Below are 22,196 nucleotides of genomic sequence, written 5' to 3'. Positions count from 1 at the left end.
TTAATCCCTCAACAATGCGTTGAACTCTGACTTGAGTGATGAAACGACTGAATCAACCATCTCAGCAATCTCTTTCTCTTCAAGTGTACGAGTGTTGTCTTGTAATGTAAGTGCGATTGCTAGGCTCTTTTTGCCTGGCTCAACGCCTTTACCTTGGTATACATCGAATAAGTTTATGCCAACCAACTGATTTTGGCCAACTTTTCTTATCATTTTTACAACATCACCTGCAGAAATATTATCATCTACCACTATAGCGATATCACGACGGTTGGCCGGGAACTTAGATACAGCCTGAGCTTGCGGCAATTTAGCATGTAATAAAGCGTCTAATTCAAGCTCGAAAACAATTGTTTTACCATTGAGTCCAAATGGCTTCTCTAAGCTCGGATGTACTGCACCGATGATACCAATAACCTGATCATCTCTTAAGATTTCAGCACATTGCCCAGGATGAAGTGCAGGATGAGTTGCTGATCTAAAAGTAAATTCTTCATCGGAAACTGTCAAGCCGATAATTGCTTCAAGATCGCCTTTAAGGTCGAAAAAGTCAGCAGTTTTAGACTCCATTGTCCAATGTTCGTCATTCTGATTACCAGAAATTACTGCAGCCAACATTGGCTGTTGACGTACATTTGACTCAGCAGAAGTATCAGGAACAAAGCGAAGACCCGTCTCAAACAAACGTACACGGTTTTGTTGACGACTTTGGTTATAACCAACTGCACCTAAAAGCCCTGTGAACAGCGACAAGCGCATCGCTGACATCTCCACAGAAATAGGGTTAGGTAAGATCATCGCTTCACAATCTGGATGTACCTTATCCTGCAATTTAGGGTCAACGAAACTATAAGTTACCGCTTCCTGGAAGCCACGAGCCACCAGCACATTACGTACACGTCTTAAGCTAATATCAGACTCTTTATGGTCCGGCATACTCAAACAAGCAACTGGCGCTGTGTTAGGAATATTATTGTAACCATAGATACGAGCAACTTCTTCTATCAAGTCTTCTTCGATAGCCATATCAAAACGATAGGTCGCAGTGACAACGTTCCAGCTGTCAGCCTGAGCATCAACAGCGAAACCTAGACGTTCAAGTATTTCAGTCACTTCAGCATCAGAAATATGGTGACCTAGAATTCTATCTAACTTGCTGCGGCGCAAAGTGATAGCGACAGGCTTAGGAAGATGTTCATCTGACTTTGCTTCAACAACTGGGCCTGCTTCACCACCACAAATATCTAGTACTAGACGTGTTGCTCTATCCATTACTTTCTGTTGTAACTCAGGGTCGACACCACGTTCGAAACGGTGTGACGAGTCGGTATGTAGTCCAAGTTTGCGCGCTTTACCTAAGATAGCAAGCGGTGCAAAAAAGGCACACTCAAGCATGATATCTTGCGTCTCAGTACTCACACCTGAATCTTCACCACCAAAGACACCAGCAAGTGCAAGCGGCTTTTGTTGATCAGCAATGACTAACATGTCATTGGGTACGGTGATTTCATTACCATCAAGTAATGTAAGCTTCTCTGTACCACTTGCAAGGCGAACCTGAACATCACCTTCAAGCTTAGCCAAATCGAAAGCATGCATAGGCTGACCAAACTCAATCAGCACATAGTTAGTGATATCAACGATAGGGTCAATTGAGCGAATGCCACTACGTCGTAGCTTCTCTTGCATCCACAAAGGTGATTGTGCTTTAACATCAACATTCTTCACTACGCGACCGAGGTAACGAGCACAAGATGCTGGAGCTTGAAGATCTATCTGTACCTTATCATCAATCGAAGGAACAACTGCTTCCCATGTAGGCTCTATCACCGCTTGACGATTCAATACACCAACTTCACGAGCCAGCCCTGACATGCCAAGGCAGTCGGCGCGGTTTGCCGTTAGATCAACATCGATAATGGCATCATCAAGAGATAAGTATTCACGTAAGTCAGTACCGATAGGCGCATCAACAGGCAGCTCTAAAATGCCGTCACTGTCAATTTCAATGCCGAGCTCACCGTATGAACAAAGCATGCCAAATGATGGTTCACCACGCAATTTTGCCTTCTTAATTTTAAAATCACCAGGTAGTACAGCACCCACCATAGCTACAGCAACTTTAAGACCTAAGCGACAGTTTGGCGCACCACAAACAATATCGATAAGCTCATCGCTACCCACATTGATTTTAGTTACACGCAATTTATCAGCATCTGGGTGCTGACCACACTCAACGACTTCGCCAACAATAACACCAGAAAAGTCACCAGCAACAGCGTCTACGCCATCTACTTCAAGCCCGGCCATAGTAATTTGATGTGACAACTCATCACGGCTTACACTTGGGTTAACCCACTCACGGAGCCAAGATTCACTAAATTTCATTTTGTACTGCTCCGTTATTTAAATTGCTTGAGGAAACGTAGATCGTTTTCGAAAAATGAACGTAGATCATTAACGCCATAGCGCAACATAGATAGACGCTCAACACCCATTCCAAAAGCAAAACCTGAATACTTCTCAGGGTCAATTCCTACACTGCGTAATACATTTGGATGTACCATGCCGCAACCTAGTACTTCTAGCCATTTACCATTTTTACCCATAACATCAACTTCCGCAGAAGGCTCTGTGAATGGGAAGTAAGATGGACGGAAGCGTACTTCTAGGTCTTCTTCAAAAAAGTTTCGCAAGAAGTCATGTAATACTCCCTTAAGCTCAGCAAAGTTCACATTTTCAGCGACTAAAAGCCCTTCAACCTGATGGAACATTGGTGTATGAGTCTGATCGTAATCATTACGATATACGCGGCCTGGAGAGATAATACGCAGCGGTGGCTTTTCATTTTCCATGGTACGAATTTGTACGCCTGAAGTTTGCGTACGAAGCATTACTTTAGGGTTAAAGTAAAACGTATCGTGGTCTGCACGAGCAGGATGATGCTCAGAGATATTCAGTGCGTCGAAGTTATGGAAATCATCTTCAATTTCAGGACCTTGCTTCACGCTAAAGCCAAGTTCACCAAAGAAGGTTTCGATACGTTCGATAGTACGTGTTACCGGATGTAATCCGCCGTTTTCGATACGACGACCAGGTAGAGTCACATCTATACTTTCAGCGGCTAACTGAGCGGTGAGCTCTGCCGCTTTTAAGCCTTCGATACGCTCTGACAGCTTCTGTTGAACAGCCTGTTTGGCTTGGTTCACAGCTTGACCGAAAGCGGGTTTCTCTGCTGGGCTAAGTTTACCCATCATCTTCATCATGTCGGTGATCTTACCTTTCTTACCTAGGTACTCGACACGAAGCTCATCGAGGGCTTTAAGATCACTCGCCCCATCGACGGCCAGCAAGGCCTGTTCTACGATCTCTGTTAACTGTGACATCATCTCTTCCAATGCGTTCGACCTTCTAATTAAGGCCGTTACTTTTCTGTTACTGTCTATTTATCTTACGAAAATAGAAAAAGAGACAAATTTTACGTGAGCAGACCTATTTTGACTAGCGCTAATTCATCCTTTTTGCCCATAACACCACGAATTATCAAGCTTAGGTCACGATTTCTTTCACATCGACTAATATTGCTCAGATAAATAGCACCTCTTATATCGGTATTTCCCCTCCTCCTCATTGAAATATTATTTATCGAACCCTGCTAGCTTCAAATGTGAAACATCTATACTTTAACCATCAAAAAAACAACAAACCGACCAAAACTCAAACAATCAAACAATCAAATGCTAAAAAGACGTTAAGAATTTGGGGAACCGCCCGATAATGATGTTTGATGACATTCAGCAACAGAGAAGTGCTATGAAAGAAGTAAAGTTTCGATGGGTAGACCAGTTTCTTATCCAGATGAGCCTAAAAACAAAATTTTCCATATTAGCGATTATTCCGATCTTCACCTTAATTGGGCTGTCATTTATCCTCTACAGCCAATTTACAGAACAACTGGATCACAGCCATCAAGAGGCTGCGCAAAACCATGCAAGCTCAGTCAATGAGTTAGTGTCTTTAAGCAATCGATATATTCCTCAAGAGAAGCAAGCTGAATTTTTGCAAGCGCTGAAAAGACAAGACTTGGTCAATCACAATGGCGTAGCAACTGCGATACAATCTGATGTGTCAGATGTTATGGCTAGCAGCCGTACCTATGTCATCACATGCTTAGTCGTGCTGATTTTAATCATCTTTATTGCAAATTATTACATCTCATCTTTTGTCGGTGGTGCGCTTTATACTAACGTCATGGCTTTGAAACGAGCCGCTGATGGCGATCTTACTGGTAGGCTCAATTTCTTTGAGGTTAAAGATGAGTTTAGTATTCTAGCTATCAGCATAGATACCTTAGTCGAGCGTCAGCATAACTTAGTCACCCAGCTAAGCCATGCCAGTAATCAGATCCGCCAAGTTGTGCAATCATTCCGTCAAAATGCCCAAGAAGGACAATCATTAGCATCAAATCAAAGGCAACACCTAGACTCGCTAGCGACAGCAATGGAAGAGATGACCGCTGCGGTTAAAGAGGTCGCCCGAAATGCCGAGCAGTCATCAAATGAGACGCAAGAGGCTAATACCCAAGTCGATGCTGGCTCGCAAGATATCGCAACCACAGTGGATGCCATTGAGATGCTGTCGACAGAGATTGGTGAAGCGTCAACAGCCGTAAATACCCTCAATGATAACGCCGCGAAAATTGATGAAGTGGTTACCACTATTAACGCCATTTCAGAACAAACAAACCTGCTTGCATTAAATGCCGCCATTGAAGCTGCTCGTGCAGGAGAACAAGGTCGAGGCTTTGCTGTTGTTGCTGATGAAGTACGTACTTTAGCGGGTCGCACACAGGAGGCTACAGTCGAAATAAAGTCAATGATTGAAGCCCTTCAAAAAGGGTCACAAGATCTGACTCAAGTCATGAAACGGACTGTCGACAAGGCTGATGAAGGTAAGCGTCATGTTTTAGATACAGGTGATGATCTTAAAGCCATTGCAGAGCATAGTAGCCGTGTTTACGATATGAGCGTATTGATTGCCACTTCTGCAGATGAACAATCTGCTGTTGCTAATGAAATAGCTACAAACTTAATGGAGATCCGCAACCAGTCTCACAACGTTGAACAATCAGCGAATGAGTCTGTTTCAGGCTGTGATGAACTGCATGCGACAGCAGAGCAACTCGATCAACTCTTAATAGGGCTTAAGATCTAGGTAATAGCGCTAAAGATTTATCGCTTAACTTAACATCATAAATATAGCTGAAGCGTTTTTAATTTCAGCTTAATGCTCACTGATTTGATGAAGTGGGCATTATTTTTACAACAAGATAGAGCACTCAAGGGAGGGCCTAGCTTTATCTTGCTACCATCACCAGTTTAAACCTAGCCGCTTTTCTATTAAGCTAGTTAACATATGGCAAGTAGATAAAGGAAGTGTGCCCCAATGGGAAAGAATGGATCTTCTTACCTCCCCTCTTTTAAATCGGATAAACTAAATAGCTTACCGTTCAAGTTCTCAATGATTCAATTTTGTATTGTTGGGTTGATCATTGCTTCTAGTACTTGGCTAATCTTATCAATTGAGAAAAAACATCATCAAGAAACCCAGTTATCTTTAAGCCAAAATTTAGGCTTAACCATAGTTGCTCAACTTCAACAAACCACTTCCAAAATTGAAGCATTAGCTGCATCTATGGCATCCGTTGGTGAGACTTACGCTAAATCCCCTGCACAACTAACCCGAGTCATCCCTGCATTGCTAAACATTGACAGACAAGATCACTTTATTGCCGGTGGGGGCCTATGGCCTGAGCCTGGTGCTTTTGACTTGAATAAAAAACGTGACAGCTACTTTTGGGCCAAAGGTGCGTTAAACGAATTTAATTTAGTCAAGGGCTACAACGATCAAAACGGCTCAGGTTACCATTCTGAAACTTGGTATAAACCAACACGTTACTACCCGATAGGTACGACATATTGGTCTGATGCCTACATTGACCCATATACAAAAGAAACAATGATCACAGCGTCGGTTCCGATGTGGGTCGAACATGAGTTTATCGGTGTATCTACGGTAGATTTAGCACTTTCATCATTGAAATCATTCTTCAACAAGCTTGAGCTTCATCAAGGATATCTGTTTGCGCTTGATAGCAATAATAACGTATTAGCGCACCCAGATGATTTTTCCCCTAAAGATCCAGCAGAACTGTCCTCCTATCTGAGCCAACCATTTAAACACTTCACCCAACAACAGCCTGCTTACGCCGATATCCAAACTGAGATTGAACGTCTAGATACTCGATTTATTCAACAGACTCAACTGACAAGTGGCTTTGATCAGAAACAGTTAACACCATTACTCAACACAATGGATTTAGCCAAAAGACAACGTTTATTAGCCCTAATTAATGCCAATACTCATGGCTTATCGACAACCTCAGAGCGTAGTTCAAGCTTAATACTGAAAAATGATCCTATAAGTAAGGAGCCAGCTTTAGTTTCAATCTTCCATATGCCTAAAACTTATTGGAAAATAGTCTTAGTGACTCCACTGAGTGAGGTTGGTAATAAAGAGCATGCCATCACGGCCCAAATCGGTTTTTACTTACTTTTCACTCAACTTATAGCACTTGTTGTGCTGATTGGCTTTCAACACAAAATTTTTATCAAGCCTATATCGAAAATGGTTAATGCCCTACAGCAAGGGAACATCGCTAAACTTGAACTCACAGCAAACCAACGTAATGATGAAATAGGAAAACTTGCGAAGGCCTTTATATCAAGAAGTCAGCAGTTAGAAATTGCATACTCTAGCTTAGATGCAGGAAATGTTGCCCTAGAGCAGCAACTCGCGATGCAAAAACAGGCTAAAAGTGAGTTAAATACCCATAAAGACCAGCTCAACGATCTATTAAACTCATCACAAAACCTTATCTGTATTAAAGATAAAGCAGGCTGCTATAGCTTAGTGAATGATAGATTTTGTGAAGTGTTAGGCAAAGAAAGAAGTGAGGTTATCGGCGCGAAAGATTCAGATCTTTTTCCTAACCATATTGCAGAAATTATAGCCGAGCATGACAGAGTCATCTTAACCAGCCAAAGTCCACAAAGCTTTGAACAACCTATTCCAACCAATCAAGGTGAGATAACCTACCAAGTCACTAAATACCCGATACATGATAATGAGGGCAACATCATTGCTCTTGGCGCAATGGCATTCGATATCAGTACGATTAAAGCTCATAATGAAGAGCTTTCAGAACAAGTCATACAGCTCAAACAACACTGTGCGCATAGCGAGATGCAGATAGAGCAATTACACCTAAACCTGAATGAAGTTGAGCAGACAAGTATCTCTATTGAACAACATAGAGAGCAGTCCTTAAAATTACATCAAATAGGCGCTCAAAGTCACAAACTCATGCCCCAGATGATCACTGACTTGCTTAAGCAGCAGTTGATGGAAAGTGAACAAATTTTCACAGCAATAAATCATGAGCAGATCACTAGCCAGAGACGGCAAGAGTTAATCGCTATTATCGTCAGTCAAACGGATCGAATAAGGCACCTTCTCAACTTAGTTGTTCCTCAAAGTGAAGAGATAAAATCAGTTCATGCTAAACAGTTTGTAGAGCATTTGCTTGCGACCCTTGAGCCTCAATGTGCAGAGCTGCAGATAAAATGCCGCCTAATTTGCCCAGAAACATTAACGCTAAATCTTCCCCCTTGGTCACTGTTAACCTTACTCTATAAATTGATTCAAGGTGCAATAACCCACGGCTTTAAAGAGGGTGTTAGCAGACAAAATCATGATAAAGAGATCATTATTGAGTTAAAGAGGGATCTACAGCTCTCGGTATCAGTGACTGATAATGGACAAGGCCTTTCTGCAAGTGAGCTATTAGAGATAAACAATCATATTTCTGAGCATACTGCTGGAGGTACTTTAGCTGAAATGTCTTTGTGGCTGGAGATGGAGTTTAAGGGCAAGGTGGTTGTTAGTTCGGTACTAAACCAATATACAACCGTAACTTGTACCATAGATGAGTCTAGATAAAGCATCCACCTTCTGAAGAAGGTGGCTTTAAAATTATTGCCTAAAAGCGAAATTTAGCGCCCAGCACTTGCAAGTCGCCATAGATAATTCCCTAATAAGTGCTACTACATCACTGACCGCTATGGATGGCAGGGAATGCAGGTAAATTGATGGAACATTTCCAGCACTGATTTAGAAGCTTGCACTGCACGGCTCGCTAACCCTCTGCACAGCATTTGCCATAAAAAGGCTATATCGTACTGTGTATCCCATGAATGGGATAAGCGAATCTTCACGGATTGCCTTAATTTAACAAGATACCTTTATGCATAGTTAAGGATAAAGATATGGCCTCTTTATTAACGACTTCAGGGAAAGACTGTGGATGAAAGCACCTCAGAAGTAGATGCTTCAGAGTTAAAAAAAGAGAGGCCGCAGCCTCTCTTTTTATTAATAGGGTTTAGCATTAACGGTCCACATCTACAAGGTAATGTCCCTGTAACCAGTTACGTCCAATAAGTAGCTTATAGCTCATTTTACTACGATCTCTCAAGTTCACTTTCACCTTGTACTCAGACCCCGGCTCTCCAATCGTAAGTTCAACCATATAACGCACTTCACTGCCCTGAGCATTGCGAATAAGCGATGTTTCAATAATGCGTGCTCTGACTTTATGTGAAACCCCTTTTTCATTTTCAGTCATAAAAGTAAGCATCTTGCCGACATTTTCTTCCATATCGTCGACACCACCTTCAACCTTAAGATCGACAGCATGTAGAGAATTTTCTACAGCACCAGTATCGATGCGTGTTTTAAACATCAAACCTGTCTCAAGGATACTGATTGGGGCGACTGGACCAATTAACTTCTTCTCAGAGACGTCAACGATATACTTACCTTTTAACCAATTACGCCCTATGAGAAGTTTGTAATCCATATGGCTTCGATCACGGAGATTAACCATCACCTCTCGCTCAGAGCCATGGAACCCCACATCAAGGTTCACCATATAGCGCGTTTCTCTGCCTTGTGAGTTACTCACCGTTGATGTCTTTGCAATGGTCGCAGAAAGCCTTTGACGTTCACCTGAGCCATTTTCAGTGGTGAAGTGAAGTGTTTTCCCTATGTTGTCTTTCATGTTCTTTTCACTTCCGCCCTCGACCTCGAGATCAAATGCATGAAGTGAAGTATTTACAGCACCAGTATCCACTCTGGCTTCATAAGATAATTTAGTGTCGGCAACTGACATCACAGCTGTTGGCCCGATCATAACTTTATCTTGAGCAACCACAGATGTTGAGAGAAATAAGATACATAAACTTAATTTTTTAAGCATTAGGTTTACTCGCTCCAAGTATTAAAACTTAATTAACAGTAAAAAAGGCCGACTCAAGAGTCGACCTGATAATATCAGTGCTATTGCATAGCATGTAGAAGAGATCAAAAGCGAGAAGCTAATTTCCGTTATCAGCTATCCACTCTGCCGCTAACTGGCTATCACTTCGATCAAAAACTTTCACAGGACAGGGGATCATATACGCCATCGCTTTTGCCATCGCAGTGATCCAGTCACTATCAGTAATAATGACAACTCGAGAAAAATCAGTCAAATGAAAAAAACCTAACATTGCATCATCCCAAAGGGTTTCGACAGAAATGCCCTTAAAGCCAACATCAAACTCATACCAGAGCTTAATTGATGCATGATCTTTTAACCTACCCTCTATAGCTGGTAACAAACGATTATCATAATCATCGCCGGTAACAACACCACTCGCCTTTATCGCAACGGTGTCATGATTAAAACCATCCAAGATCTCCAGCATAGTGCACTCCTTGCAGCTCAAATATTTAATCAATAAATAAAATGGAACACAAACAGAGTAAATAATATCAAGATACAAAAGCAATGAAGCAGATGTTTACCCAAATTAATACCCGATTTAAAACATCGATAATGACGAGAAAATTGAACCCCTAGCCAAACAAGTATAAACGGTACAAACGGAAGTGACACAACTAATGGGAAAAATCCCCAACCAAGATCAAGAGCGTTAACACTGAAGACATGAATAGCCCACCAGAAGATGAGCAAAACCACATAAGCTGCTATATGTTGAAAATGTAGTGAACGAGTAAGTGATTTCAACCAGTTAGTCCTAATGTTTATCTATAATAAACATTAGGCTTCAATTGATGGCGTGACAATGATAGAGATGTAAAATACTGTAACTAAATATAAAAACTCATTATTCCTCTATGAGTTTAGCTATCTCTTGATCAAATAGATTCTTTATCAAACCAGAAAATTCAGTGATAAATAAGGTCTGCTCTGGTGTGGCTATACGCTTAGATACATTCGCTAAAATCTCTTCTAGGTCATATACAATTGCATCAATTTCACGAATGACCATATTACGTTGCGCAAAACTTAACGATGGGTTTTGTCCGCATACCATAATGATCTGAGCCGACAACTGCTCTTCAAATAATTCCATTACCGTATCACCGGCTGTAGAGACCGCTTCTTTAGCCTCAAACAGACCTAAATGCTCTGTGAGATACTGAATGAGATGCATGTAACCATCTTTATCTGTAACCATTTTTAAACCTATTCACCTAATCAGTTAGAGCATGGTTGATACCATGCCCACTGTCCAGTTTATCGTTTTTTTTATAGAATTGAACCGTTATTATCGTTTGAGGTGATCTACATCAGCCTCTGTTCAACGATTCAAGGTCAAAATGAATGAAACAGGTACTGCTTGGCTAATTGAGGTTAACCCAGCAATTTCTCTTAACTTTTCAATGCCGGCTGAAAGCTCAAAGTTTGCAGCATTAATGACGGCTGGCTGAGTACTGACCACTAAAATTTGATTCTCAGACAATTTAGCCACTGTCACTGAAATAGGCATGGTTTGCGTAATACCATGTAGCGTCAAATCAGCAGAGATATCCATCACACTTGTACCGCCTACGGCAATAGAATTAACGACCTCTTTGTCAACATTGGCACTTAAGGTGAGCTTAGGAAACTTGCCAACTTCAAAAAGTTGCTCTTTCATTCTGATATCTCTTATCTCAACATTAGTCCACACACTCGCTAAATCTATTGATAAAGAGAACTTGCCACTATCGTCAAGTTGACCAGAAAAAGTGTGAAACTGATGCACCTCAGCAACATTCACTTTTTTGGTTGAGATAAAATTTACATTTGAATTCTTATTATCAACAGTCCAAGGACTGGCTGATACTGAAACCATTACTGAACTGAGTAACAAACCGATTAGTGCTTTGTTCATACATGCTCCCTTTGTATTTCTATTTATTTAAAACTTATGTCTAAATACAGTATATAAATGAATCTACATAAGTAAATACTGATGTGCATCTTGACCAGTATATTGATGACTTAGCACTAAACAGATACAAAAAAACCTTGAACCAGTTGATGGCTCAAGGTTTATAGGCGTCATTCTAAAAAGATGATATCGCTATGGCGCAAGCCTGTTAGACTGCCAATGACTCCCCTCTAGACTGTAGAGGAAACGGTCATGTAATCGGCGCTCTCCTCCCTGCCAAAACTCAATACTCTCAGGTTTAACAATATAGCCACCCCAGAACTTTGGTAATGGCACCTCACCGTTACTAAACTTAGCCTTCATTTCAGCATATTTTGTTTCTAAGGCTTGTCTTGCCGATATTTTGCTCGACTGTTTAGACACCCAGGCTGCGATCTGACTCTCTTTTGGACGAGTAATAAAGTACTTCATCACCTCAGCAGTAGATAACGCGGTAGCTTCACCTGTGATAGCAACTTGTCGCTCTAATGAGTGCCAAGGAAACAACAGGCTAACTTTGGCATTTGATGCAATATGCTGTGACTTTCTGCTTTCTAAATTTGTAAAAAATACAAAGCCACCATCATCAAACCTTTTTAACAGCACTATCCTTTGAAATGGCTGACCCGTTTCATCAACTGTGGCAACGACCATAGCTGTCGGATCACTGAGTAACTCACTGTCTCTAGCCTCCTCCATCCAACGTGTAAAGAGCACCATAGGGTTACTTGGTACGTCCTCTTGATGGAGTCCTCCTAACGTATATTCACGCCTAATATCGCTTAGTTTTGACATTTTCAATTCCTGACAAGCTATTTGCTTTGAACGCTCATATTTTTATCGGCCCAAAGATGGAGCATCTCAAGTCCTAATGTTGCACCAGCCAACGCTGTTATCTCTGCTGAATCGTAGGCTGGAGCCACTTCGACAACATCCATACCGACTATATTCATTCCCCTCAGACCACGAAGAATCTTCATCGCCTTATCACTGGTCAATCCACCACATACTGGTGTCCCCGTCCCAGGCGCAAAAGCGGGATCAAGACAATCGATATCAAAAGTCACATACAAGGGCATATCACCAACACGCGCTTTAATTTGTACAACAATATCTTCCGCTTTCATATCATTAGCCGTTGCAGCATCAATCACCTGAAACTGGTGAGAGTCTCGTTCATACTCGGTTCTTATCCCTACTTGAATAGAATGTTCAGTAGAGATAATCCCCTCTTTAGGTGCGTGGTAAAACATAGTGCCATGATCATACTTGCTGCCTTGACTGTATGTATCTGTATGGGCATCAAAATGTAGCAAGGCCATCTTGCCATGCTGCTTAAAATGCGCTCTTAATAGCGGCAAAGTCACAAAGTGATCACCACCAAAACTCAGCATTGCTTTTCCAGAATCGAGAATGGCAGATGCAAAGTCTTCAACACGTTGCGTAAAGTCAGCTGAATCACCACAATCATAAACAAGATCGCCAGCATCAACGATCTTTAAGGTGTCACAAAGTTTAAAATCCCAAGGCCAACGCGTCTCTTCCCATGCTAGGTTGATCGAAGCTTGTCTGATTGCTCCCGGTCCCATACGGCCACCTGAACGTCCAGTGGTTGCCATATCAAAAGGCAGACCTAAGATAACAACATCTGCATCAGCGGCGATTGGGTTGAAATCCAATGGTTGCCTCAAATAGCCGAACGCATTGGAATACAAGGAATAATCTGGCTTATCAATCATGGTGGTCATACACTCTCCAACATCTTTATTTATTATATAACTTCTGCAAATGGTAATTTATGAGGTTGATGTACATGCTTGAAATGTACATCGTAATCCCCTTCAGTTCTAATTGAGCAAGTATTAATACATGACTCACGGCATGGTTCAACCTGGACTAAAGGTCGGTCAAAGGCAATAAGATCCCATCGCTCTGGTGCCATATTTTTTAAAAATTGCTCTAACACCTTTGCCGGTAACTCCTCCGCAGCAATATTAGTTTCAAAACTACAATATGAGCTCTGCGCCTGAGGAGTAATGTGTATCGTGAAATATTTATCTCCCTTAATGCCATTGAGCGAATAGCCAAAAGGAGTAAAGAGGTGATCGTCAAAAATAAATCCCTGAAACAACTTATCGAGCGCCAACTGAGCGCGTATCGCTGCACTTGTCTGGCCTTTTGAACGATAAAATACAGCTTTGGGCTCAGCTAAATGATACATCAACAACTCTGTCGTTGAGAGTGGCTTAATACTTGTATCTTGATTGGCTGACACAAAAAGGTAGTGATGATGGCTGTCTAAGTGCCCTACCCGATAACCTTTTCCACAAATAGATGTTTTAATAAACTCTAAATCTTGCTGGAAACTTCTGATCTCAGGTTGTTGCAGGTACTCATTTTTTCTTTGATAGGTCGAATAGGCAATAGAATGAGAACCGAAATGCTCAATAAAAAATACTAAAGCATCACACAGCTGTGTTTCGCCACAGGTGAGCATTCTTATACGCTTATCCCACACGAATAAACTAGACTCGCTCAACAAGTAGGCATCACAATCATCATTTTGAATGTGGGAGATAATTTCAGCCCCCGCACTCGCAACCAGTTCCTGCCAAAAGCTTGCTGGCTGTTGTCTTAGTGAAGAAGATGGTTCAGTTAAACCTATCTCAATAATCTTCTCTGAACCTTCAAATATCATGACGACTGCACCTAGTTTTACACATTCTAATCACCGTACTATAGGAGTAGCCCTATAGTACGGTTACAGCGCCAATAATACGAGACATCTTCAAATTACAGAGAATCTTCTAATTACTAAAAGTCTTCTAAATAGGTATAACCTTTCAGACCAAGCTGTAGCTCCTCTAGGATATTAGCTCTCTCGCCCTCTTCAATATGTAAATTGACTAACTCTTCATACGTACGCATAAAGGAGACGGCATCTAAATTGACATACCTAAGTACGTCAGCCACGGTATCACCCGCTAGCACTGACTCAATATTTGTTAAGCCGTTTTCATCCACCCTCACGACAGCTGAATTGGTGTCACCGAAGAGGTTATGCATATCACCTAAAATTTCCTGATACGCCCCAACAAGGAAGAAACCTATCAAATAGGGGCTCTCTGCACTCCACGCGGGAACGGGAAGCGTCGTTTCAATCCCCTGGCCATCAACATACTGGTCAATAGTGCCATCAGAATCACAGGTGATATCAAGCATAACAGCACGGCGTTCAGGCTTTTTATCTAATCCTGAAAGCGGCAATACAGGAAAGACTTGGTCAATCCCCCATGCATCAGGTAGTGACTGAAACAGTGAAAAGTTTACAAAGAATTTATCAGCAAGCTTTTCATTTAATTCATCAATAATGGGTCTATGAAAACGATACTTGGAACTTAAAACACCCTGAAGCTCATGACAAACACGTAGATTGACCTGCTCAGCCCAAGCACGCTCAGTCAATGTCAGTTGGCCCAGAGCAAATAATGAGTGAACCTCAGCTAAATCACTCTGACAATCATGATAGATCTCAATCAGCGCCCGTTGATCCGCGCGGCCACTAACCTCTATCCAAGATTGCCACATATTTTGCAATAACTGCGAAGCGTCATCTTCAGGGGCTTCTATCACCTCAGCTTTATAGGCCTCTGTACCAATAACATCGGTAATGAGCACTGCATGATGAGCCGTCAGGAAACGACCTGATTCAGAGATAATCCTCGGCATAGGTTGCTGATATTCATTACAGATATCAGTCAGCACACTCACAATATTATTTGCGTATTCTGTCAGACCATAATTCATCGAGTTACTGCTTTGACTGCGTGTGCCGTCATAATCAACAGCCAAGCCACCACCGACATCAAAACATTTGACATTAGTGCCGAGCTTTTGCAATTCACAATAGAATCGACCCGCTTCACTCACACCTTGTCTAATATCCCTAATGTTGGCAATTTGAGAACCTAAGTGAAAGTGCAGTAACTGTAATGAGTCCAACATCTGCTCATCTTTGAGCGCCTTGATAACAGTAAGCACTTGAGCCGCTGAAAGCCCAAACTTAGACTTTTCTCCACCGCTAGCTTGCCATTTACCTTTGCCCTGGAAGGCAAGACGAACTCGTAAACCAAGTCTTGGGGTAACCCCGAGCTTCTTAGACTCTTGCAGCACCACTTTCAGCTCAGAGAGTTTCTCAAGAACAATATAAACTTTATGACCTAACTTCTCGCCAATCAAAGCCAAGCGGATATATTCAATATCTTTATACCCATTACAGATGATCACTGAGCTGGCTTTTTGTGCCATAGCAAGAACGGCCATTAACTCAGGTTTACTGCCCGCTTCGAGCCCTAGTTGAGGCACCTCTTTAAACTTTTGGCTAGCAAGGATCTCCTCAACGACTGTTTGCTGTTGATTTACCTTAATAGGGTAAACCAGTAAATAGTCGGCCTCGTATTGGTATTTCACAATGGCTTGGTTAAATGCATGACACAGACTGTTGACTCTGTGGTGAAGGATCTGGGGGAATCTGACCAAAACAGGGAGATTGACTCCTGACTTGACCATATCTTTTGCCAGCTCATTTAAGCCAATAGTAAAATTGGGGTTTGCTTGATCTGGAGAGACAGTGACTTCCCCGCCATCATCTATACCAAATAACCCCTGGCTCCAATAATTAACGTTATACCCAGTTCGGGCATCATTAATAGACCAATCACTCATAATTTTTAAACCTATAAAAGAAATCGAAAAGCAAAAACCAAAGGAAATATGCCATCTCTAACCATTGAGTAATCAGCCTGGTGATTAACAGTAAGTCCATCACCAGACGATAAAAATGGGGCGCAATTAAACACCCGAGTTAACTTGATTGCAAGCATAAATATCACTTAAAGATACAAAATAAATGGCTCGCAGATCCAGTCAACATTAGCATGTAATGAGCAAAAAGAACCTCCAACATCAATTTTTTACTCAAAATTGAGAAAGAGAGTAAAATCACTTACAGATTGTTGCGCGATTTTCCACTATAATCCGCAATCAAAATGTCCAAATATCATTACCAATAGTAATAGAGAGTCTCATGATACAAATAGGAAAAACATGCACACTTGAAGTCGTTAAGCTTGTGGATTTTGGTGTATACCTTAATGCAGAAGAACTTGGCCAAGTCTTGCTTCCAAGTAAAGTTACCCCAAAAGAGTGTAACATCGGTGACATGGTAGACGTTTTCCTATATCTAGATTCTGACGATATGGTGATAGCGACCACTAAAAAGCCGCTCGCTCAGGTAGGTCAGTTTGCATTTTTAAAAGCGGTTGCAACGGGGCAATACGGTGCATTTTTAGATTGGGGCTTAGATAAAGACCTACTGCTACCATTTGGTGAGCAGCACAGAGAGATCGTAGAGGGTCGCTCTTACTTAGTCTATATCTATACCAGCAATGTCGATGACCGAATTGTTGCATCGTCTAAAATTGATAAATTCCTCGACACCACGCCTCCTCCTTATACTAAAGGCGAACAAGTCAATCTGATCATAGGTGGTACAACCGATCTTGGTTACAAAGCGATTGTTAACCAAAGCCATTGGGGGGTGATCTTCAAGAATGAAGTTTATCGCACCTTAAGTTTTGGCCAAAAATTAAAAGGCTATATTAAACAAGTTCGAGCCGACGACAAAATCGACCTGATCTTACAGACAGGTGTTAAGCAAGAGCTTGATAAGTACTCTACAACTATCATGTTTAAATTAGAGCAAGCTGGCGGCTTCCTTCCTTTAAATGATAAAACTGATGCCGATACCATTTATGCTAAATTATCAATGAGCAAAAAAGCGTTTAAAAAGAGCATTGGCGGCTTATATAAGAGCAAACAGATCACCATAGATACTGATGGGATCAGACTGGCTGATAACTAATCTTACACTTCAATATCGTAAGTTGATTAGATATCATCCATAAAGGCAATTAGTTCTGACTTGCGCCTTTGATTGAAAGCATGACTCTGTTATAACAAAGTCATGCTTTTTTTATGAGTCAAACAAAATGAATTTATCACTCCATGAAGCAAGAGTTATTGGTTGCCTACTTGAAAAAGAGGTCACCACACCAGAGTCTTACCCTTTATCACTCAATTCGTTAACCTTAGCTTGTAATCAAAAGTCTAGCCGTGAACCTGTAATGGCAATGACAGAGTCAGAAACACAAGCCGCTTTAGATTCTTTAATGAAATTGAGGTTTGTTACTGAGCAATCAGGTTTCGGCTCTCGTGTAGTCAAATTTAAACATAGATTTTGTAATACTGAATTTAGCGATCTTCAATTTACTCCAGCTCAGTTTGCTATCGTATGCTTATTACTCTTACGAGGTCCACAGACGCCAGGTGAGCTCAAGACGCGCAGTAACCGACTGCATCAATTTAGTGATGTTATTGAAGTTGATAAGACACTCAGTGCTTTAGCTCAATTAGAGCCTGCGCTGGTTAAACAACTGCCAAGGGAACCAGGCAAGAGAGACTCTCGTTTTATTGGTCTATTTTCCGACCAAGCAAGAGAAACGATAACAGCCCCCTCTTGTGAAGTGTCGGCCATCTCATCCTCACCAGCTCGAGCAGCCAATCAACAGCAAGATGAGTTAGTACAACGGGTTGAGAAACTCGAGCAAGAGGTTGCACAATTAAAAGAAGCACTCCACGATCTACTTAATTAAATCGACCTTTATTAAAACGTATCAGTTAAGCTCTACGACGAAACAACATGTTACTCATTGAAACCTTCTCAAACCTTAAGCGTGTTAGTCTTGAGTGAGGATGTTTAATAACCAATAAGGGATGATTTTGGAAGCTAATCTCAACAATGGATTTGCGCGTAATACGCTCATATTAGCCAAATTTGAATTAAAAAAATTACTGTTTAACCCTAAGGGACTCATTGCACTCATAGCTTTTGGCTTAGTATGGTTATTAATCCTACTTTACCCAATCCGCAGTGCTTCTGACATTCTACTAAGCCCTGAATTTAGACAGTTGATCACGAGCGTATTTGGTGAATCATCCGTCGATAAACTGTTTCAATGGAAAGTCGCTGAAATGGCCATATTTTGGGTTGCTGCACTCTATATCTTTCCACTATTCAGCATTTTTGTATCTGCCGATCAATTTGCTTCAGATAAACAAAGGGGAAGTTTTAGGTTTTTGACATTGAGAACCGGCAGAGATAGCCTTTTCTTTGGACGATTTATCGGCCATATGTTAATTCAATCTTTACTCTTGCTGCTGACAGTATTAGCAACCGTCTTACTGGCACTGTCTCGAGATGGCACCCTAGTGCTTGCAGCATTGACCTCTGGTTTCATGGTTTTCATCAATATTTTTATCATTTTACTCCCCTATACTGCGATCATGGCATTGCTATCTCTCTATGCAGGCTCTGCTAGACAGGCAACCATCTACGCAATACTACTTTGGGCGGCGAGCGCTATCATTATTGCGTTAATTAACAGCCAACTCCCAGCTGTTGGCTCAATATTAAGTTGGTTTCTACCCGGCGCTCAACTGAGTATGATGATCAATACTCAAGGAATATCCAGTTTAGTCTATGCACCAATCCCCCTCATCCAAGCTGCGGTATTACTTTTCCTTGGCAGAACTTATATGACAAGGAGTGCATTATGAGCCTAATCACTTGCGAAAACTTGAGTAAATCTTACGGAAGCAAACAGGCATTAGACTCTGTTAGCATATCCCTCTCGACGGGTGCACCAATTGCACTTGTTGGACCTAATGGTGCAGGAAAAACAACACTATTTAGTTTACTGTGTGGTTATCTGCTTCCTAGTAGCGGCAACGTTACGATCATGGGAGAGCAACCAGGAAGTAGAAAGCTGCTTGGTAAAGTGTCATCCCTCCCTCAAGATGCTGCCTTAGATCCAAACTTAAACCTGATCACACAATTCACTCTCTTCGGTACGTTACAAGGCTTGAGCAAGTCTCAAGCAAAATCTGAAGGGCTAAGAGTGCTCTCGCTTGTAGGCCTCAAAGATGTCGCCCAGCAAAAGCCAACGGCGCTTAGCCATGGCATGAGTAAGCGGGCATCTATTGCGCAGGCTTTAATAGGCTCACCAGAACTTGTTTTATTAGATGAGCCAACCGCCGGACTCGACCCTGTTAATGCCAAAGTTATACGTGAGCTTGTACGTTCATTGTCTCATGAGATCACCTTTGTTATCAGCTCTCATAATCTCGATGAACTTGAAAAGCTATGTGATCAAGTGCTCTATCTCGACAATGGCAAGCTTGGCCAATCTGTTTCTATGCAGGAAAACTTGCTCGATGAATACGTCACTATTTCAATGCAAGAATGTGATAATACGGCGCTAATCGAAGAAGTAGAGAAGCTATCAGGGGTCAACTCTGTTACCGCTAAGCAAGAGAATGAGTTTTTAATCCACTACAATGCCAAGCAGATCACTGATCTTGAACTGCAGCTTTTCAAACTGTTTTTAGCTCAAGGTTGGCGCTACAAAGCAATTTTGAAAGGAAGGACGCTGGAAGATAAACTGTTCTCCTCATAGGTTAAGCCAATGAGTGGAGATGGCAATGACATCTCCACTCTTTACAGCCTTCCAAGGTTCAACCTAATACCATTATAACTAACAACGATAGCTCAAGTACCAACCTATATCTAAGCCCCCACTTTGATACCCGCGTGTAATATTATAAAGCTTTCAGCAATACCTACCTCTTGGGTTAATGTCGGCCTGCTCAGCGCGACTTTTGCACTTCAGAAACGCTATCAAGCCTATTTCAACAACTATGCGCTTCACTCGTTACAAAGAACATGGTCTAGTATGTTCCCTACATACTTTAGACATTTCCTTGACCCATGAAGGTCAGATGTTGTGAATGTCATTTATTCACGACTATATGGATATAGGAGGTACGAGACCATGGATGGTCGAAGGTAGAATAATGCAGGAGCTATTATCGAGAGTAACGCAGTAGCAGTTATCAAGGAGCAATTAATGACCTTACCTCTAAAGCGCTACCGTCACGCTGAGCGACCGCATCATATGCCGATTAAAATGAATCTAATCAGTTTGAAAGTTGTTTTACTGTTGAACTATAGCGTTAATAGCAGCTTGTACTACGTCTCAGAGCGCTATAAATAAACAAGAGATACAATCAATTGATGAGGTATGAAGAGCTTATTGGTCGGGAGTGAGTTTATCTATTGAGATTCGATACTTTTTGCTATCTGGGGTTTCTAGAAAAATTGAGTTTTTTACTGCTATAAGACTTACTACTATAAAACTTACGACTATAAGACTTACTACCTATAGAGCTTGCAACTATCAGGCTTACAGCTATAAGATTTATATGTATCAGACAAATTTTGATGTAAAAAAAAGAGCTGCGATAAATCGCAGCTCTTACTAAATTCTTTTGGATTAGCTTAATGCTAATCGAAAGCCCAAACTTAAACGACAGTTACGTTTTCAGCTTGTGGACCTTTCTGACCTTGAGTCACAGTGAATTGAACTTTCTGACCTTCGTCAAGAGTTTTGAAACCGTCAGATTGAATCGCACGGAAGTGAACGAATACGTCTGGACCAGACTCTTGCTCGATAAATCCAAAACCTTTGTCAGAGTTGAACCACTTAACAACGCCAGTAACTTGAGACATGATATAAATCCTGTAACTAAAATAAAATAAAGCCAAAACGGCAGTAAAGCTGGAATATGCCGGTATTACTTATGTTAACAGGACGAACGGATCGTATTGATACATAGAAATAAGCCCAACCTTCAAGCTGCATCCACTATAAATCATTCTCAGCCTATGTCAACAAACAAAAACAATATGATCACTATAATTTTGCTTTATTTTCTGTTGCTTGTTCTAAGTTTAACCAAGATAAAAGTGGTGTAAAAACACTAAAAACAAGCGCTTGTTTGTTTTTTGACCGCTTTTGTACTTTTGAAGATTAAATGGCACTAAAAATTTCAATTTTAAAATCAAGCTCACAGCTCAGCCCAGTCTTCACTAAATCGGCTTTCTGCTCATCGGTTAATTTCCAACTATAAGGTGTCATATTAAGAAAGTGACTTATGTCAGCCTCATCAGATAGCACTAACTGTAACTCAAGGTTTTCGCGATGTAGTAGTTCAAACCCCTCAATATGACTACTTTGTGTTATATGGTGCTTGGGGTCATCATAGATCATCTGCTTTAAAGTAAAGTGATGATTCTGACCGGCAGAAGCCGTTATCAAAATACTGCCAGGTTTACACACCCTTCTCAGCTCTTCATCTAATGATGGGGCATAAATTCGAAGTAACAGATCAAACTGCTCAGGTTCAAAAGGCATCTCAAAAGCACTAGCAACACAAAAGCTGATATCTTTATATCGCTTGGAGGCATACTTAAGTGCCGATTTTGATATATCTAACCCCTGAAGTGTCATATTAGGTAAACGTTCTGATAAACGATGGCTGTAATATCCCTCACCGCAACCGATATCAAGGCCTAACTTAGCATCTGGGCAATACTGATGTGCGAGTTCATTGACTCTATCACTGAGCCCTTGATAGTGCCCTTTGTTAAGAAACTCCCTTCTAGCAAACATCATCTCTTTATTGTCACCAGGATCTTTAGAGCGCTTTTTCTGAACGGGTAACAGATTAACGTAGCCCTCTTTAGCACAATCAAATCGATGGTTTTTATCACAGGACCAAGTCATCTGTTGCAGTTGCAATGCACTTTTACATAGGGGGCAAACATATTTCATTTATTAATCCAAGGCACTAGTA

Annotated in this window: 19 protein-coding genes; 7 read left to right on the top strand and 12 right to left on the bottom strand. The window is 41.3% G+C overall.

Annotation, left to right across the window (positions count from 1 at the left end; genetic code table 11):
- The gene (pheT, locus tag BM736_RS05785) at positions 1 to 2,388 is read right to left on the bottom strand and encodes a phenylalanine--tRNA ligase subunit beta (protein WP_076409630.1); all 2,388 of its coding nucleotides are present in this window, start codon (positions 2,386 to 2,388) and stop codon (positions 1 to 3) included.
- A gap of 14 nt (positions 2,389 to 2,402) precedes the next feature.
- A complete protein-coding gene (pheS, locus tag BM736_RS05780; protein ID WP_076409627.1) occupies positions 2,403 to 3,386 on the bottom strand; it encodes a phenylalanine--tRNA ligase subunit alpha in 984 nt (327 codons plus the stop codon).
- A 427-nt stretch (positions 3,387 to 3,813) separates the two neighbouring features.
- Here pheS and BM736_RS05775 point away from each other — a divergent pair, with 427 nt between their 5' ends.
- Together BM736_RS05775 and BM736_RS05770 are read left to right on the top strand one after the other, a co-directional pair.
- Positions 3,814 to 5,214, top strand: a complete 1,401-nt coding sequence (locus BM736_RS05775) for a methyl-accepting chemotaxis protein (RefSeq protein WP_076409966.1) — start codon at positions 3,814 to 3,816, stop codon at positions 5,212 to 5,214.
- Between the two features lie 231 nt (positions 5,215 to 5,445).
- Positions 5,446 to 8,061, top strand: coding sequence for a PAS domain-containing protein (locus BM736_RS05770; RefSeq protein WP_076409625.1), 2,616 nt, complete (start codon positions 5,446 to 5,448; stop codon positions 8,059 to 8,061).
- Between the two features lie 445 nt (positions 8,062 to 8,506).
- On the opposite strand, the gene BM736_RS05765 is transcribed toward BM736_RS05770, so the two are convergent.
- The 8 genes from BM736_RS05765 to speA form a co-directional block, all read right to left on the bottom strand.
- Positions 8,507 to 9,376, bottom strand: a complete 870-nt coding sequence (locus tag BM736_RS05765; RefSeq protein ID WP_076409623.1) for a RimK/LysX family protein — start codon at positions 9,374 to 9,376, stop codon at positions 8,507 to 8,509.
- A 118-nt stretch (positions 9,377 to 9,494) separates the two neighbouring features.
- Complete coding sequence (locus tag BM736_RS05760) at positions 9,495 to 9,866, bottom strand: STAS/SEC14 domain-containing protein (protein WP_076409621.1); 372 nt, start codon at positions 9,864 to 9,866, stop codon at positions 9,495 to 9,497.
- A 423-nt stretch (positions 9,867 to 10,289) separates the two neighbouring features.
- Entirely contained in the window at positions 10,290 to 10,643 is a 354-nt protein-coding gene (locus BM736_RS05750) for a DUF3802 family protein (RefSeq protein WP_076409616.1), read from the bottom strand.
- Between the two features lie 123 nt (positions 10,644 to 10,766).
- Complete coding sequence (locus BM736_RS05745; RefSeq protein ID WP_076409613.1) at positions 10,767 to 11,342, bottom strand: YceI family protein; 576 nt, start codon at positions 11,340 to 11,342, stop codon at positions 10,767 to 10,769.
- 192 nt (positions 11,343 to 11,534) lie between these two features.
- Complete coding sequence (gene pdxH, locus BM736_RS05740; protein ID WP_076409610.1) at positions 11,535 to 12,176, bottom strand: pyridoxamine 5'-phosphate oxidase; 642 nt, start codon at positions 12,174 to 12,176, stop codon at positions 11,535 to 11,537.
- A gap of 17 nt (positions 12,177 to 12,193) precedes the next feature.
- Positions 12,194 to 13,129, bottom strand: a complete 936-nt coding sequence (speB, locus tag BM736_RS05735) for an agmatinase (protein ID WP_076409608.1) — start codon at positions 13,127 to 13,129, stop codon at positions 12,194 to 12,196.
- 23 nt (positions 13,130 to 13,152) lie between these two features.
- Positions 13,153 to 14,079 carry a hypothetical protein gene (locus tag BM736_RS05730; RefSeq protein WP_076409606.1) on the bottom strand — a complete coding sequence of 309 codons (927 nt, stop codon included), beginning with the start codon at positions 14,077 to 14,079 and terminating at the stop codon, positions 13,153 to 13,155.
- Between the two features lie 116 nt (positions 14,080 to 14,195).
- On the bottom strand, positions 14,196 to 16,106 hold the full coding sequence (gene speA, locus BM736_RS05725; RefSeq protein ID WP_076409603.1) for a biosynthetic arginine decarboxylase: 1,911 nt from the start codon (positions 16,104 to 16,106) through the stop codon (positions 14,196 to 14,198).
- Positions 16,107 to 16,467: 361 nt separating this feature from the next.
- On the opposite strand from speA, the gene BM736_RS05720 reads away from it, so the two are divergent.
- The 5 genes from BM736_RS05720 to BM736_RS25115 all read left to right on the top strand — a co-directional run bounded on the left by BM736_RS05720 (position 16,468) and on the right by BM736_RS25115 (position 20,554).
- Positions 16,468 to 17,304 carry a S1 RNA-binding domain-containing protein gene (locus tag BM736_RS05720; protein WP_076409601.1) on the top strand — a complete coding sequence of 279 codons (837 nt, stop codon included), beginning with the start codon at positions 16,468 to 16,470 and terminating at the stop codon, positions 17,302 to 17,304.
- 127 nt (positions 17,305 to 17,431) lie between these two features.
- On the top strand, positions 17,432 to 18,094 hold the full coding sequence (locus tag BM736_RS05715) for a YceH family protein (protein WP_076409598.1): 663 nt from the start codon (positions 17,432 to 17,434) through the stop codon (positions 18,092 to 18,094).
- A 121-nt stretch (positions 18,095 to 18,215) separates the two neighbouring features.
- Positions 18,216 to 19,058 carry an ABC transporter permease subunit gene (locus BM736_RS05710; RefSeq protein ID WP_179079013.1) on the top strand — a complete coding sequence of 281 codons (843 nt, stop codon included), beginning with the start codon at positions 18,216 to 18,218 and terminating at the stop codon, positions 19,056 to 19,058.
- Positions 19,055 to 19,957, top strand: coding sequence for an ABC transporter ATP-binding protein (locus BM736_RS05705; protein WP_076409596.1), 903 nt, complete (start codon positions 19,055 to 19,057; stop codon positions 19,955 to 19,957). The genes BM736_RS05710 and BM736_RS05705 overlap by 4 nt, the downstream gene beginning before the upstream one ends.
- 450 nt (positions 19,958 to 20,407) lie before the next feature.
- Positions 20,408 to 20,554, top strand: coding sequence for a hypothetical protein (locus tag BM736_RS25115; RefSeq protein WP_179079012.1), 147 nt, complete (start codon positions 20,408 to 20,410; stop codon positions 20,552 to 20,554).
- Positions 20,555 to 20,862: 308 nt separating this feature from the next.
- On the opposite strand, the gene BM736_RS05700 is transcribed toward BM736_RS25115, so the two are convergent.
- Together BM736_RS05700 and rlmA are read right to left on the bottom strand one after the other, a co-directional pair.
- Positions 20,863 to 21,069, bottom strand: coding sequence for a cold-shock protein (locus tag BM736_RS05700; RefSeq protein WP_076409593.1), 207 nt, complete (start codon positions 21,067 to 21,069; stop codon positions 20,863 to 20,865).
- Between the two features lie 301 nt (positions 21,070 to 21,370).
- Positions 21,371 to 22,174: a 23S rRNA (guanine(745)-N(1))-methyltransferase gene (gene rlmA, locus BM736_RS05695; protein WP_076409590.1), complete on the bottom strand. Its 804-nt coding sequence runs from the start codon at positions 22,172 to 22,174 to the stop codon at positions 21,371 to 21,373.
- Between the last annotated feature and the right edge of the window lie 22 nt (positions 22,175 to 22,196).

The organism is Shewanella sp. UCD-KL12 (genome assembly GCF_001957125.1).
In the GTDB taxonomy this organism is placed as follows: domain Bacteria; phylum Pseudomonadota; class Gammaproteobacteria; order Enterobacterales; family Shewanellaceae; genus Shewanella.
This window is presented reverse-complemented; position numbering and strand designations above follow the sequence as displayed.